This window comes from Parapedobacter luteus (assembly GCF_900168055.1).
Taxonomy (GTDB): Bacteria; Bacteroidota; Bacteroidia; order Sphingobacteriales; family Sphingobacteriaceae; genus Parapedobacter; species Parapedobacter luteus.
Map to the genome: position 1 here is coordinate 59615 of NZ_FUYS01000002.1, position 14370 is coordinate 73984.

Sequence of the window (14370 nt, forward strand, 5' to 3'; positions counted from 1 at the left end):
GGAATACGGCAATGCTCCGTTATTTCGACCATCAAAGGTACCATCAGACAATACAAAACAAAAAAACAAACAGATGAAAACGGATAACCAGCATTCCAGACGTAATTTCCTGAAAAAAATGGCCAGCACTGCGGTTGCGGCTAGCGTAGCGCCTACCATTTTGTTGCCTCGGAACGGCAATGTGCTGAGCAGGGAGATTGCGTACCGCAAAACGTTCGGCGCTAATGATCACATTCAAATTGGACTCATTGGTGGAGGTATACAAGGCACCTCAAATATGGAGTCGGCATTAAAGGTGCCCGGAGTAAAACTCATGGCTGTAGCGGATCTATATGACGGGCGGTTAGTGCGGGCAAAGGAATTGTATGGCCATGATATGGTAACGACAAAAGACTATCGGGAAATACTGAACAGGCCAGACATTGATGCGGTCGTTGTAGCGGTTCCCGACCATCTCCACGCACAAATCGGCATCGAAGCCTTGAAGGCCGGTAAGGCATTATATTGCGAAAAGCCCATGACCAAACTGATTGAAGAAGGGCATGACCTGATCAAAGCGGCCCATGAAACCAAGCAATTGGTTCAGGTGGGTAGCCAGCGCGTGAGCTCCATCATCTATGCCAAGGCGCGTGAGCTGTTTCGGGCAGGCGCAATCGGCGAACTGAACCTGGTGGAAGCATATTATGACCGCCACTCTGCCCAGGGGGCATGGCAGTATTCCCTGCCGTTGGATGCGTCGCCGGAGACGGTTGACTGGGATCGGTTTTTGAGTGACAAGGCACCGAAAATACCATTTGATCCGCTTCATTTTTTCCGTTGGCGCAATTACCAACGCTATGGTACCGGCGTGGCCGGGGATTTGTTTGTCCATTTGTTTTCGGGAATACATTTTGTGCTGGATTCCAAGGGACCAAACCGGATCATGACCAGCGGCGGGCTCCGTTACTGGAAAGATGGCCGTGACGTGCCTGATCTGATGGTTGGGATTTACGATTACCCGAAAACCGAATCGCACCCTGAATTTACGTTGACCCTACGGGTTAATTTCGCCGATGGTTCAGGGGGAGGGCAACAGTTTAGGTTCATTGGCAGCGAAGGACAGATGATCATCTCCGGCAGGGGGGTGAGTATCAAGAAGAAACGGCTGGCGGAGGCCCCCGGATATACGATTAATACGTTCCCTGAGGCAATGCAAGAGGCATTTCTCAAAACATACCATGAGAAATATCCTGCCAAATTCGAAGTGATTGGACCTCAGGAGGAAGAATATACTGCACCGAGGGAATATAGCGATAGCTATGACCACTTCGCTAATTTCTTCAACGCTATCCGCAATAAAACCGGCGTCGTGGAAGATGCCGTCTTCGGTTTGCGCGCAGCCGGCCCGGCCCTATTGTCCAATACCAGTCACTTCGAACGGAAAATCGTGCACTGGAACCCCGAAACGATGGTTGTCGAACGCAGCGCTACAACGTAGCATACGGCCTGCCGTGTGTCCATTATACGATAACTTGGCGGTCGCGGGCCTTTATCGGCCACACACCGCTTTGTTGCCCCTCGGCAATGGCAATGGCCCGTTCGTACAGGGCCACCGTGGGGCAGATGTGGTAGGGCAATCCGTAAAACACGTCGCCAATTTTCCAACCGTGGCCTTCGTGAGCTTCCACAACGAGGTGCTCTTCGCTTTGCGAGATGGGCTTCAGCCCCGGGGCGTTGAGCAAGTGTATCCGGCGATCGATTGGATTTTCCGCGGCAATAGCTTTATGGCCCAAATCGAGGCACAGTGTCGTAGGCGTAGGCAACGAGATGACTCGGGTCAATACCAATGCCGCATGCACGAAATGTTGTTCAGGCAGGCCATCGCCGTAGCCTTTATCCCAGAAAATAAACGTGCCCGGGCTACACACTACCCGCGTATCGGCAGCGTGGATGGGAAACGTGGGTGAGCCGCCGGCGACAACCACCGGCGTGGGATAACCTTGGCGCTCCAACTCGGAAACCATGGCCCAGACAGGGGCAATGCCGAGCAGACAGCGTTGCCTACGTTGGCTGACATCCGGATCGCGGAGGTGGCCGTCATAGGCATGTAAGCCCAGTACCTCGATGTTGTCTAACAATTGGATGCCTTGGTAAAGCTGTACGGCCTTATCGCCGGCCGGGATACCCGTTCGGCCCATGCCTACGTTGATATCGATGTACACTTGGATTTTCAGGTCGTTGTCGGAGGCGATGGTTGACAAGCGTTCTGCATTGGCCGTATGGTCAACCAAGCAAGAAAATGCGGTGTTGGGATACTTCTTTATGAGTTCCAGATACCGGTGTGCTTTAGGGCCAACCGGCTGGTAAGCCAGCAGGACATCAGGTGCGTTGGACATGGCCAATAGCTCGGCCTCGGCGATGGTGGCACACTTAAATTGGCGGATACCCGCATCCATCAGCATGGCAGCGGCTTCTTGGGTTTTGTGGGTTTTTACGTGCGGCCGTAATCGGCTGGTATCCCCATTGACCATTTTTTTTAGTGTATGGATATTTTCACTTACACGCTTGGGATAAACCACAAGCGCCGGGGAGTCGATATGATCGATATCCTCGATGGTATACCAGGATTGAGTGTCGTTCATTATTGATGTTTTTTAGTTGTTTTTCCATGCCCGCCGGATAAACCGAAGCCAGTTGCCATGGAAGATGTTGGTCCTATCGGACGCGGTGTATCCTCTTTTCTCCAATATGCCTTCCAGTTTCCGGAGATCGGCAATGGTACTTAAATCATAAGGGCATTGTTCGGAGCCAAACATACCGTCCAGATCGCTGCCGATGGCCGCATGGTTGCTGTTGCCGGCCAGCTGGCAGATATGGTCAATGTGGTCGGCCAGGCGGTCAAGATTTACGCCACATAACGATGGCGTTGACTTGCCCCGGGTCCAGTTCGGTGCTAACATCCAGGCATCCAGGGCGCTCCCGATGATTGCGCCGCGTTCAATCAATGCGTCCAGTTGGTCGTCATCCAATTGCCGTTGGTGGTTGACAAGCGCTCGGCAGTTGTGATGGCTGGCCCACACGGGACCTTTGTATATCGCCATCGCCTGCCAGAAGCCTGCGTCGGTCAGGTGGGTGATATCCAAAACCATGTGCAGGTGATCCATCTCCTTGAGGAGCTCAACACCCAGCGGGGTCAACGGCCCTTCCATGCCCGTGCCGGGAGCATAGCGTCCGGGGCCGTAATGCGCGGGTCCGATGGCCCGAAGCCCGTAGGCATATGCGCGTTCAAGGTAAGAAAGGTCAATCAGGGAGTCGGCGCCCTCCAGGCTGAGCATGAAGCCGACCGGCTTGGTATCGTTGGCTACCCCCTCATCCTCCCATAGGACAATGTGGCGCTCCAACGTAGTTAAATCTGTGATTTGCTGCATTTCGCCGGTATCGATCATGGCCCGGTACCAGGCCAGCTGACCCTGTGTCTGCGCCCAGGCTTGTTCCGGTGAATACCAGCCTGGCAATATGCGGTGATTTTCTGTAACCCGGGCGATTTGCGTGGCCACAACCAAGCCGATTCGCCCCTTCCTCAGTTCAGGTAGCGATACCACGTTGTTCCCGCGATCAGGTTTGTCTTGCATGCCCGACTCGCGGGCGCGAATGCTATCAATATCGGCCGTTAGGTCACGGTTCCACTCCATGGCGTTCATCGCCAGATCGAGGTGTGCGTCGATGATAAGCATGGCGATTGCGCGGCTATTTCTTGGCGATGCAGTCGATTTCTACTTTGATTCCGTTGTCCAATACGGATTGAACAGTGGTTCGCGCAGGCCTGATGCCGGTGAAGTATTCGGCATATACCTTGTTGAACCGTTGGAAATCGGCAATGTCGCTCAAATGGACCGTGCATTTCACGACATCTTCCATGGTCATTCCCGCCTGTTCCAGGATAGCCTTGATGTTTTGCAGGGTGAGGTGCGTCTCTTCTTCAATGGTGCCTAAAACAAACGTTGACTTCTTGAAATCAATAGCGGCTTGGCCGCTTACAAATAACAGGCCATCGATAAGCACGCCATCGGAATAGGCGCCAGTAGTAAAGCCTTGTGCTCGGTGGGGGTGGACGATTTTTGTTTTTTCCATGTCAGTCTGTCGTTGTCGTTTTATTTAATGCGTGCTTTGTTAACTATTTACCCTGCGAAAGGTAGCAAAAACGAATCGATTTTTGAAAGCGGCGTAGGCAAAAGGTGATGTTTCCTGGTTTCAAGTGCCGGTAAAATCTAGTACACCGATTGAAAAGCGCAAAAAATCGATTTTTTTTGGCATAACACATATGATGCATGGGAGTTTTACGTTAAAGAATAGTTTGACAGCACGCTTTCTTTACCTTTGCTATTGCATAGTGAACACCTGCAATTCGCAGGGCACTTTAATGAGTTGGGGGGCGTATCCTGTTTTTGGGTGGCGGATTAAGTCCAACAACAATAAACCTGATTTTTGCCCGATTTCATAGGGTTGTTCTTTGAGGGAAGCAAGTGGAGGCCGCTCCAGGTACTGGATCATTGGATTTGCGCCATAGCCTATGAGCTCGATGGCATCCGCTTTTTGTGGAAATTCCCTGCGCAGGCAGTTCAGCGCATCGAGCATCACCTGGTCTTTAAATGCCAGGATGGCGGTCGGTGGATTATCGAGCTGCATCAGACGCCGGATGGCCTGGAAATTGTGCTCGTGGGTAAAGTCACTTTCCTGGACCAATGACTTGTCAAACGGAATATGGTGCTGTATGAGGCCGTCGCGGTATCCCAGGAAACGGTCGCGACTGGTGGTCCAGAATGACGAGGCGTTGATGAACCCGATTCGCTGATGGCCCCGGGAAACCAAATAGGCGATGGCATCGATGGCTCCTTTGTATACATCACTGCATACGCAATGGTATTCTTCATTGATGGGCTTGCGGATGAAATAAACAATAGGTATGCCTGAATAGACAAACTCATTGATGTGTGTGGTGTCTGCCGTTTCGCGGGATATGGCAATGACTAATCCGTCTACGCGGTTTGCTTGCATGGTGTTCAAGAGTTCTTTCTCGCGCTGGAGGCTTTCATGGCTTTGGCTGATGAGCACGTTGTAGCCGTTGTCATAGGCAAACTTTTCGAAACCTTCCACGGCGGCAACATAAAAATGGTCCAGCATGTTGGGGATGACAATGCCAAGCGTAAATGACTTTTGTTGCTTGAACCGGATCGCAGTTTGATTGGGAACAAAATGAAGTTGTTCGGCAAGTTTTTTGACGCGTTCTTTCGTGACCACGCCGATGTTGGGGTGATCGCGTAATGCTTTGGAAACCGTGGAAGGCGAGATATTTAATGTTGCAGCAATATCCTTGATGGTAGCCCGTTTGTGATCCATTGGGCTAATATAGGGAAAAAGCCGCATGTAGTATACCGCTCAAGCAAACGTAAATTATGGTACACCCAGTGAGGGGCATTTATAAACGATAACCAATTACATTTAACAGATAATTCATATTGATGGAAACAAGAAAAACGTTCATTCAGAAAGGGCTGCTTGGAGTTTCAGCAGCAATGATGGGGTTCTCCGAAGCTTGGGCGCGTCCGGGTAATTCGCTTGATAGCATGCGCGGCGACGATCGGTTTGCGCTTGGCATTGCAGGTTACAGCTTTGTGCATTTCGGTTTAGACGAGTCGTTGGCCATGATGAAACGCATGGATGTACGTTACTTATGCATTAAGGATTTTCATTTGCCGCTGACCAGTACCGACGCCGAAATAAAAGCGTTTCATGAAAAGCTGGCGGCATCGGGGGTGACCGGCTATGCGGTAGGCCCAATCTACATGACGAAGTCTAAGACCGAAATTGATAATGCGTTTGAATACGCAAAGCGGGTAGGCGTCAAACTCATCGTGGGCATACCCAACAAAGAAGATCTGGCATACATCGCTGACAAGGCCAAAGCATACGATATTCGTTATGCGATCCATAACCATGGGCCGGAAGACAAACTATATCCCAATGCAACCAGTATTTTCGATTTGGTGAAAAATCTGGATGAACGAATGGGCCTTTGCTTCGATATGGGCCACAATATGCGGGACGGGCAAGACCCTATCGGGGATCTCAAACGGTATCACCGTCGGATCTTTGATATCCATCTCAAAAATGTTACCGCTGCGACCAAAGACGGGAAGACCTGCGAACTGGGAAGAGGAGTCATTAATATCCCCGAATTTGTCAAGATGCTACGCAAAGTGGGATATGATGGAAAATGCAGCTTAGAGTTTGAAAAAGACATGAAAGACCCCTTGGCCGGATTGGCGGAAAGTGCGGGATACTTCAGAGGTGTATTGGATGCCTCTGCATAAAAAATGTTGTTTATTTTTGTTTCAATAACGTTATATCCATTAAAATCAATTATAAATGAATAATTCAAGAAGGCGATTTCTCAAGCAGGCCATGTTGGCGTCCGCTGCCGCTGCCGTGGCCCCTAATTTATTGATGGCGAGGCCCAGATTTGCTGCCGCCAATGAACGGGTTAACCTGGCTTGTATCGGTATTGGCAATCGGGGTGGCGAAATCATCCGCGATCTCTACGCAACCGGACTCGCTAACATTGTAGCACTGTGTGATGTCGATATGGGTGCGCCGCATACGCAAAATGTGCTGAAGCAGTTTCCTAATGTGCCGCGGTTCCAGGACTTCAGGCAACTATTTGACAAAATGGGGAATGAAATTGATGCGGTTTCCATCGGTGTGCCGGATCATTCTCATTTCCCCATCACCATGCATGCCATGGCCCTTGGTAAACACGTATATGTGGAAAAACCGATGGCGCGCACATTTAACGAGGTAGAACTGATGATGAAGGCCGCCGAAAAGTACAATAAGGTTGTCACGCAAATGGGCAACCAAGGGCATTCGGAAGCGAATTATTTTCAGTTCAAAGCTTGGGTAGATGCGGGTATTATCAAAGATGTCACGGCCATTACGGCACACATGAACTCTCCGCGGCGTTGGCATGGATGGGATCCCAATATCAAGTCATTCCCACCGGCAGAGCCCATTCCTGATACATTGGATTGGGATTTGTGGCATTCCGCCATAGCCGACCAGCACGATTACAACAAAGATTTCATAAATGGCCAATGGCGTTGTTGGTACGACTTCGGCATGGGGGCATTGGGCGATTGGGGTGCACACATTATCGATACGGCTCATCAGTTTCTGGATTTGGGATTGCCTTACGAAGTCGAGTGCACGAAGGCTACGGGCCATAACGACTTTTTCTTCCCGATGTCGTCGACGATTGTATTCAAGTTTCCGAAGCGCAAACGGATGCCTGCACTTGACATCACATGGTACGATGGCCTTGACAACCTGCCACCTATCCCGGAAGGCTACGGCGTCTCGGGGCTGGACCCCAATATCCCCCCGCCAAGCACCGGCGAACTCGAACCGGTAAAACTAAATCCGGGCAAAATCATTTATGGTAAGGAATTGACCTTTAAAGGTGGGTCACATGGCAGTACACTTTCCATTATCCCGGAAGAGAAAGCGAAAGAAATGGCGTCACAACTGCCTGAGGTGCCGCAAAGCCCTTCCAATCACTTCGCTAATTTCTTAAAAGCCTGCAAAGGCGAGGAAGAGACGCGCTCGCCGTTTTCGGTGGCGGGACCCCTGAGCCAGGTCTTCTCGCTTGGTGTATTGGCGCAGAAACTGAATACCAAATTGGAGTTTGACCGGAAGAAAAAGGTCATTACCAATAACGAACTGGCCAATCAACTCTTGGTAGGGCCTCCGCCACGTAAGGGCTGGGAGCAGTATTACCAAGTGTAACCAGCCGTATCAGCACGGATAATGCCTGCATTTGCGTGAAAGGTATTATCCGTGTTTTTTGTTTGATGGCATTTTTTTGCTATCTTCACCTCCATGATTGGAAGGTGTCTCATACTCCTCCTAATCTCCTATGAAAGCCTCGCCCAAACCTACGTCGGCCCAAACTACCAAGCCATGGGTTTTACGGGCACCGCCCTCCAGGGGATTTACAGTTTGACGGCTAATCCGGCCGGTCTGGTGGGAGTGGAACGCCTCACAGCCAGCGTGAGCTACCAGCATCATTTTTTTACGGCGGACATCACCACGCAAGCGGCGTTATTGGCTATACCTACCCGTTTGGGCGCGTTCGGCCTCGCTGCGAATCGTTATGGACTAAAGGAGGCATATGACGCTACGAAGGTGAGCTTTTCTTTTGCCAAACAGTTTGGGACGCAATTTTCCATTGGGTTATCCACCAATTACCACCAGCTCTTTATACCCAATTACCTCAGTACATTTTCCCTGTCGGTAGACGTAGGCGGACAATACCATTGCGGCCAGGGGACAATCATTGGGCTGCATTTCAGTAACCCCAATAACGCCCGGTATGGGCAGGATGTCTATGGCACTATCCCCGCTTTCATACGGCTGGGTGCCAGCCACCCATTGGCCGGGGTACTGGTTTCTGTGGATGCTGTATACCCCCTGGAAGGTACGCTGGGAGGGAGTTTCGGTGTCGAATACCACATCGGTGACATTGTATGCTTACGTGGCGGATTATCAACCAATCCGTTGCAACAGCATGCAGGCTTTGGCGTGGATTGGCAGCAGTTTACGCTTGATGCGGCAGCCACGTTCCACCCTCGTTTAGGTACATCACCCCAGATAGGCTTGAGTTATGTGTTTTAGCCGGTATATCCTGTTTGTGTTTGCATTATTGGCCGCTCGCGGCCTCAATGCCCAGTCCGGAACGGATTTGCTTATCGAACGGCTGACAGAACTTATCGCTGAGGAATTGGCCGAAGATTTTGATTTTTCGGAACTGGCTGAGCGGCTTGAATTTTACGAACGGCATCCCATTGACCTCAACCATACCGATGGCAGGGAATTACGGGAGCTTCAATTCGTCCCGCAATTATTTATCGATAATGTGTTGGAACACCGTGAACGTTCAGGAAAATTTATCGCCACATTGGAGCTACAGGCCATTGAGGGACTGGATATTGACGTGCTTCGGATGCTGTTGCCCTATGTCACGGTAGATGTTTCCCGCTCCCTATCCGGGGTAAACGCGCGTCGGCTATTGAATGAAGGAACCCATGATTTGATGGTCAGGTATGGGCGTACGGTGCAGCAACGGCAGGGATATCGGATTACGGATACCACCCGGTCGCGCTACCTCGGCAGCCCCAATCAACTATTCGCGCGCTACCGGTATCATTTTGGACCTGATTTGCAGCTTGCGCTCAATATGAAGAAAGACGCGGGTGAAGGGTTTTTCAGCGGGGCGCAACGGTACGGTTTTGATTTTTACTCCGGTAGCATTTATGTGCGCAATCAAGGCCGGCTGAAAGATGCCGTCATAGGGGATTATGCATTGCAATTTGGGCAGGGGTTAGCGATGTGGAATGGCTTAGGGTTTGGCAAGGGCGCTATGGTACAAGGTATGATCAAACAGGCCACCGGTTTGCGCCCCTATACTTCGTCCAATGAGGTGCTTTTTTTGCGGGGCGGTGCCGCCACAGTTGCGTTTGGGCGCTTATTGATTACGCCTTTTTTCTCCCAGCGCAGTCTGGACGGCTCCAGGACTTACACCGCGGACGGTGAACCCGCGGTAAGTGCTATCGGTCAAACCGGGCTTCATCGCACCCCTACGGAAGTGGCCAACCGCGGCGCGGTATCGCAACGGGTGTATGGTATGAATATGCAGTATGAATACCGGCGCTTTCGGCTGGGGGCGATGGCCTATCGCACCCATGTTGACAAGCCGATTCAACCGCAGGACGTGCTGCGCAACCAATATGCGTTTCGTGGGCGAAGCCTTTCGAACACCAGCGTCTATTATAATTACTCGTGGCGGGGGGTATATCTGTTTGGCGAGGCAGCCCATAGCTTGGGGAGCGGCTTCGCATTCGTTAATGGGCTCATCGCCTCGCTGCATCCCCATTTGTCATTGGCGTTGCATTATCGCAATTACCAACGCGATTACCATTCGTTCTTTAATCAAGGTGTTGCTGAAGGAAGCAGCGCAACCAATGAACAGGGGTTTTATTCAGGGTTGGTGTATCATCCGAGCCGGGCGGTTGAATGGGTGTTGTACGCCGACTTTTTTCGTTTTCCCTGGTTGCGGTATCGGGTAGACGCGCCGTCCCAGGGGGTCGATGTACTCTCCCAGCTCACCTACACATGGTATAAAAAAGCGAACATAGCAGTTCGCTACCGTTATCGGCAACGAGCGGAAAACGCTTCGTTGGAGCTGCCCCACAATGCTATTGTAGACGTGCTGCGGCAGCAAGTGCGCATAGGTGGTCAATATAAACTAAACGATTCCTGGACGACGCGTGCCCGCGTGGAGCTGGCGCATTACGCGAAGGAAGGAGAAGCTTCGGAGTTGGGCTGGATGGTTTACCACGATCTCATTTTTAAGCCGATGAGTGGCAGGTTGAGCGGCAACGCACGCATTGCCCTGTTTGGCACTCCCGGTTATAATTCGCGCATTTATGCGTTTGAAAATGACGTCTTGTATGCCTATTCGTTTCCACTTTACCACAACAACGGCTTGCGGACCTATGTCAACCTCCGATATCGCTTCGGACGGAAAACCGACGTATGGCTGCGGTATGCCACATTCATCTATCGCGGCATTGAAGAAATAGGCAGCGGACTGGACCTGATCGAAGGCAACCAGCGTTCGGACGTGCGTATACAGGTGCGGTGGCAATTTTAATTCATTTGGAAATATGGTTATTTTAGTTAAGTTTGCAATAAGCATTCAATAAGCTTTGTTGTATTGGATATACTGATACACTAACCAATTTCCCAAAATGGCAATAAGGTATCTTCCGGAACCCCATCTTTGTAATCGTCTGTCAGCCGGAGATGAACAGGCCTTTCGCGAAGTGTTTGATCGCTTTCACCGCAAAGTTTTTCAATTTGCTTTTAATTTCTTGAAAGACAATGCGCAAAGCGAGGAGATTGTACAAGACACCTTTCTCAGTTTGTGGCTTCATCGGACAACCTTAAATCCTGACCAGCCAATAGCTCCTTTTTTGTTTACCATTGCACGGCGCACATTGGTAGACGCCTGGCGGAAAGCTGCCGCCTCTGAACGGTTCAGGGACCAGGTGCGGTTGTTTATGGATTTTTCGAATAATGATACCGAGGAAGCAGTGTTTAAAAATGAATTGGAACAGATTGCTCAAGATGCATTAAGTAAATTAAGTGATCAACAACAAGAAGTGTTTACCCTCAGCCGCTACGAAGGATTATCTTACGAAGAAATTGCTGAGCGGATGCATATTTCAAAAAATACAGTTAAATACCACCTTGTCAATGCATTGAAGATATTGCGGGCGCATTTTGGTGAGCATGATGTGCTCTATTGTTATTTTATTCTCTTCCTTTGGAACGGCAATTAGTTGCCCAACCTGATTTTTTCTAAAAAAACACTTTACCGACTACCCACTTTCTTTTTTCATACGTATTACTAAACAAAGCCGCCATGGGAAACGTTCCTTAACGGTTATAAACCTTGAAAAGTAATATGGAAAGAAGTAGGCTGCGGCAGTTACTGGTTCGTTGTGAGCTCATAATAAACCACTTACTAAATTATGATTAAAAAAACTAAAAGTTCAATTGGTGTTTTCGAACGCAAGCCGGATATGCGATTGTTTTACGCGTGTGTCATTTCCTTAGTCGCCACATCGTTTGGCTTTGTGTTGCGAGCCTTCGTACTCAACGATTGGGGGAAGGAGTTCCAATTAACTCAAACTCAACTTGGAGAGATTTCTGGAGTCGGTCTATGGCCTTTCGCAATCAGTATTGTGCTGTTCAGCCTGATTGTCGATAGGTTGGGTTATAAAACGTCCATGGTCTTCGCTTTTTTATTCCATGTGGCTTCCGCAGTGGTCACCATCTTCGCGACAGGCTATTGGATGTTATATATTGGTACGTTTATGATGGCGATCGGAAATGGTATCGTAGAGGCTGTTGTAAATCCGGTGGTGGCCACGATGTTTCCACAGCAAAAGACGAAATGGCTTGCGATATTGCATGCCGGGTGGCCGGGCGGATTAGTATTGGGCGGATTGATGGCATTAGCTTGGGGCCCCGAAACTGCTTGGGGATTTAAAATTTCACTTATATTAATTCCCACGCTGTTGTATGGTGGTATGATGGTTAGCCGCAAATTTGCAGCCAATGAACGGGTTCAAGCCGGTGTATCTTATTTAGAAATGTTGAGGGAACTAGGAGGAATCGGCGCGTTGTTAATCACGGCGTTGATAGTCTTTCAATTGGGACAGGTATTTGGCTGGAGTCCTTGGGTGAGTCCGGCGGTAACGGTGCTGATTTCCGTAGGTTTTGGGGTGTATGTAAAAAGCTGGGGGCGGTCGCTGTTCATCGTGCTCCTGTTGGTGATGGTGCCGTTAGCGATTACGGAGTTGGGTACGGACAGCTGGATAAGCAGTTTGATGGAGCCGGAAATGGAAAGGCTGGGGCTTCAGGGAGGCTGGGTGCTGGTCTATACTTCTGCCATTATGTTGGTCATGAGACTTTTTGCTGGGTCCCTTATCCACCGAATGTCACCTTTGGGCATGCTAGCGTTGAGCTCATGTGTTGCAGCGATTGGCATGTATTATTTGTCTCATTCTATCGGGGTATCCATCTTGATAGCAGCGACGATCTATGCATTTGGAAAATCCTATCTGTGGCCGCTGATGTTGGGGGTTGTTTCTGAACAATTCCCAAAAGGAGGGGCTCTTACGTTGAACGTTATCGCGGGATTGGGGATGATTAGTGCAGGCGTGCTAGGAGCTGGTGTATTGGGCTTTTTGCAGGATAAGCGTGCCGATGGAAACATCGTCCTGCACGACGCCGAGCATCATACATCGCTGCATAGTACTTATCTGACAGAAAAGAAGACCAGTTTGTTCGGCGAGTACCAGGCATTGGATTTTGAAAAACTTGAAAAGGCCCCACAAGAGGACAAGGATGCCATCGTGGCCATGCAGGAGAGCGCAAAGAAACTGGCGCTAAGGGATATCGTAGTCTTTCCCGTTGTCATGCTGGCTGCCTACTTGTTACTGATATTGTATTTCAAGCAAAGGGGCGGGTACAAAATAAAAATGTTGGATGCTTCCATTCAGACGAAAAATGGAAGCCGTAAAATCGAACAAGACCAATAATTACCGTATACAATATGAACAATAAACAAATCAATGTGGCCATTGTCGGTTTGGGTTTTGGGGCGGAGTTCATTCCGATCTACCAGCAGCATCCAGCGGCAAACATTTATGCCATCTGTCAGCGGAACGAAATAAAATTGAACGAAATAGGCGATGCATTCGGAATCGAAAAGCAGTATCGGGACTATGGTGAACTCTTAAAAGACGATCAGGTAGATGCGGTGCACATCAACACGCCGATACCCAACCACGCCGAGCAATCGTTGAAGGCGTTGCGGGCAGGTAAGCACGTAGCCTGTACCGTACCGATGGCCACGACAGTGGAGGAATGCCGGCAATTAGTTGAGGCAGTGGAAGAAACGGGTCTGACCTATATGATGATGGAGACCGTGGTGTATGCGCGTGAGTTCCTTTTTATGAAAGAATTGTATGAGCGCGGGGAGCTGGGAAAGCTTCAGTTCTTGAAAGCCAGCCACCAACAGGATATGGACGGCTGGCCGGACTACTGGCCGGGATTGCCGCCCATGCATTATGCGACACATTGTGTGGGGCCAGTACTGGGACTGGCACGGAGCGAAGCGGAGTATGTGTCTTGCTTCGGCTCGGGGAGCATCCGGGAAGAACTCCAGCGCCACTATAACTCGCCGTTCGCGGTGGAAACCGCTCATATCAAGTTCCGGGATTCGGATTTAAGTGCCCACGTGTATCGGTCCCTGTTTGACACCGCGCGTCAATATAGAGAAAGCGTTGAAGTGTATGGTTCTAAGAAATCGGTCGAATGGCCGTTGATGGAGGGTGGGCTCTTGGTGGTACATACCGCCAAGAAACCCGAGCCCGAAATCCCGGGGGAAGTGCGCTGCCCCGACTATGCACACCTGTTGCCAGAACCGATCCGGCATTTTACGTTGGGTGGGGTGTATGATGAATCGGACAACCAGCATCTTTCCTTTACCCAAGGTTCCGGACACGGTGGGTCTCATCCGCATTTGGTACATGAATTTGTCAGTGCGGTCGCAGCGGGCCGCCAACCGTTTCCGAATGTGCGGCAGTCAGCCAATATCACCTGTGTGGGCATTCTGGCACACGAATCTGCACTGAACGGTGGGGAAGTCATTCGTTTGCCCGACTTTACCTTAGAAAAGCGATGACAAGCACACGGTCTGAT

General features: G+C 50.2%; 12 protein-coding genes. 8 read left to right on the forward strand and 4 right to left on the reverse strand.

What is annotated here, in order from left to right; all coding sequences use genetic code 11:
• Positions 1-73: 73 nt before the first annotated feature.
• A complete protein-coding gene (locus B5X72_RS03435; RefSeq protein ID WP_079715987.1) occupies positions 74-1477 on the forward strand; it encodes a Gfo/Idh/MocA family protein in 1404 nt (467 codons plus the stop codon).
• Between the two features lie 22 nt (positions 1478-1499).
• Here the strand turns inward: B5X72_RS03435 and B5X72_RS03440 are convergent, their stop codons facing one another.
• The 4 genes from B5X72_RS03440 to B5X72_RS03455 form a co-directional block, all read right to left on the reverse strand.
• Positions 1500-2621, reverse strand: a complete 1122-nt coding sequence (locus tag B5X72_RS03440) for a D-TA family PLP-dependent enzyme (RefSeq protein ID WP_079715455.1) — start codon at positions 2619-2621, stop codon at positions 1500-1502.
• A gap of 12 nt (positions 2622-2633) precedes the next feature.
• Complete coding sequence (locus B5X72_RS03445; protein ID WP_079715456.1) at positions 2634-3713, reverse strand: dipeptidase; 1080 nt, start codon at positions 3711-3713, stop codon at positions 2634-2636.
• A gap of 13 nt (positions 3714-3726) precedes the next feature.
• Positions 3727-4110: a RidA family protein gene (locus B5X72_RS03450; protein ID WP_079715457.1), complete on the reverse strand. Its 384-nt coding sequence runs from the start codon at positions 4108-4110 to the stop codon at positions 3727-3729.
• Between the two features lie 249 nt (positions 4111-4359).
• Complete coding sequence (locus B5X72_RS03455; protein ID WP_176146085.1) at positions 4360-5376, reverse strand: LacI family DNA-binding transcriptional regulator; 1017 nt, start codon at positions 5374-5376, stop codon at positions 4360-4362.
• A 122-nt stretch (positions 5377-5498) separates the two neighbouring features.
• Here B5X72_RS03455 and B5X72_RS03460 point away from each other — a divergent pair, with 122 nt between their 5' ends.
• The 7 genes from B5X72_RS03460 (at position 5499) to B5X72_RS03490 (ending at position 14353) form a co-directional block, all read left to right on the forward strand.
• Entirely contained in the window at positions 5499-6350 is an 852-nt protein-coding gene (locus tag B5X72_RS03460; RefSeq protein WP_079715459.1) for a sugar phosphate isomerase/epimerase family protein, read from the forward strand.
• Between the two features lie 55 nt (positions 6351-6405).
• The gene (locus tag B5X72_RS03465; protein WP_079715460.1) at positions 6406-7821 is read left to right on the forward strand and encodes a Gfo/Idh/MocA family oxidoreductase; all 1416 of its coding nucleotides are present in this window, start codon (positions 6406-6408) and stop codon (positions 7819-7821) included.
• Between the two features lie 93 nt (positions 7822-7914).
• Complete coding sequence (locus tag B5X72_RS03470; RefSeq protein WP_079715461.1) at positions 7915-8709, forward strand: PorV/PorQ family protein; 795 nt, start codon at positions 7915-7917, stop codon at positions 8707-8709.
• A 16-nt stretch (positions 8710-8725) separates the two neighbouring features.
• The gene (locus B5X72_RS03475) at positions 8726-10747 is read left to right on the forward strand and encodes a ComEA family DNA-binding protein (RefSeq protein WP_139378521.1); all 2022 of its coding nucleotides are present in this window, start codon (positions 8726-8728) and stop codon (positions 10745-10747) included.
• 97 nt (positions 10748-10844) lie between these two features.
• Positions 10845-11438, forward strand: a complete 594-nt coding sequence (locus B5X72_RS03480) for an RNA polymerase sigma factor (RefSeq protein WP_079715463.1) — start codon at positions 10845-10847, stop codon at positions 11436-11438.
• A 192-nt stretch (positions 11439-11630) separates the two neighbouring features.
• Positions 11631-13205, forward strand: a complete 1575-nt coding sequence (locus tag B5X72_RS03485) for an MFS transporter (RefSeq protein ID WP_079715464.1) — start codon at positions 11631-11633, stop codon at positions 13203-13205.
• 14 nt (positions 13206-13219) lie between these two features.
• Positions 13220-14353 carry a Gfo/Idh/MocA family protein gene (locus tag B5X72_RS03490; protein WP_079715465.1) on the forward strand — a complete coding sequence of 378 codons (1134 nt, stop codon included), beginning with the start codon at positions 13220-13222 and terminating at the stop codon, positions 14351-14353.
• Positions 14354-14370: the final 17 nt, after the last annotated feature.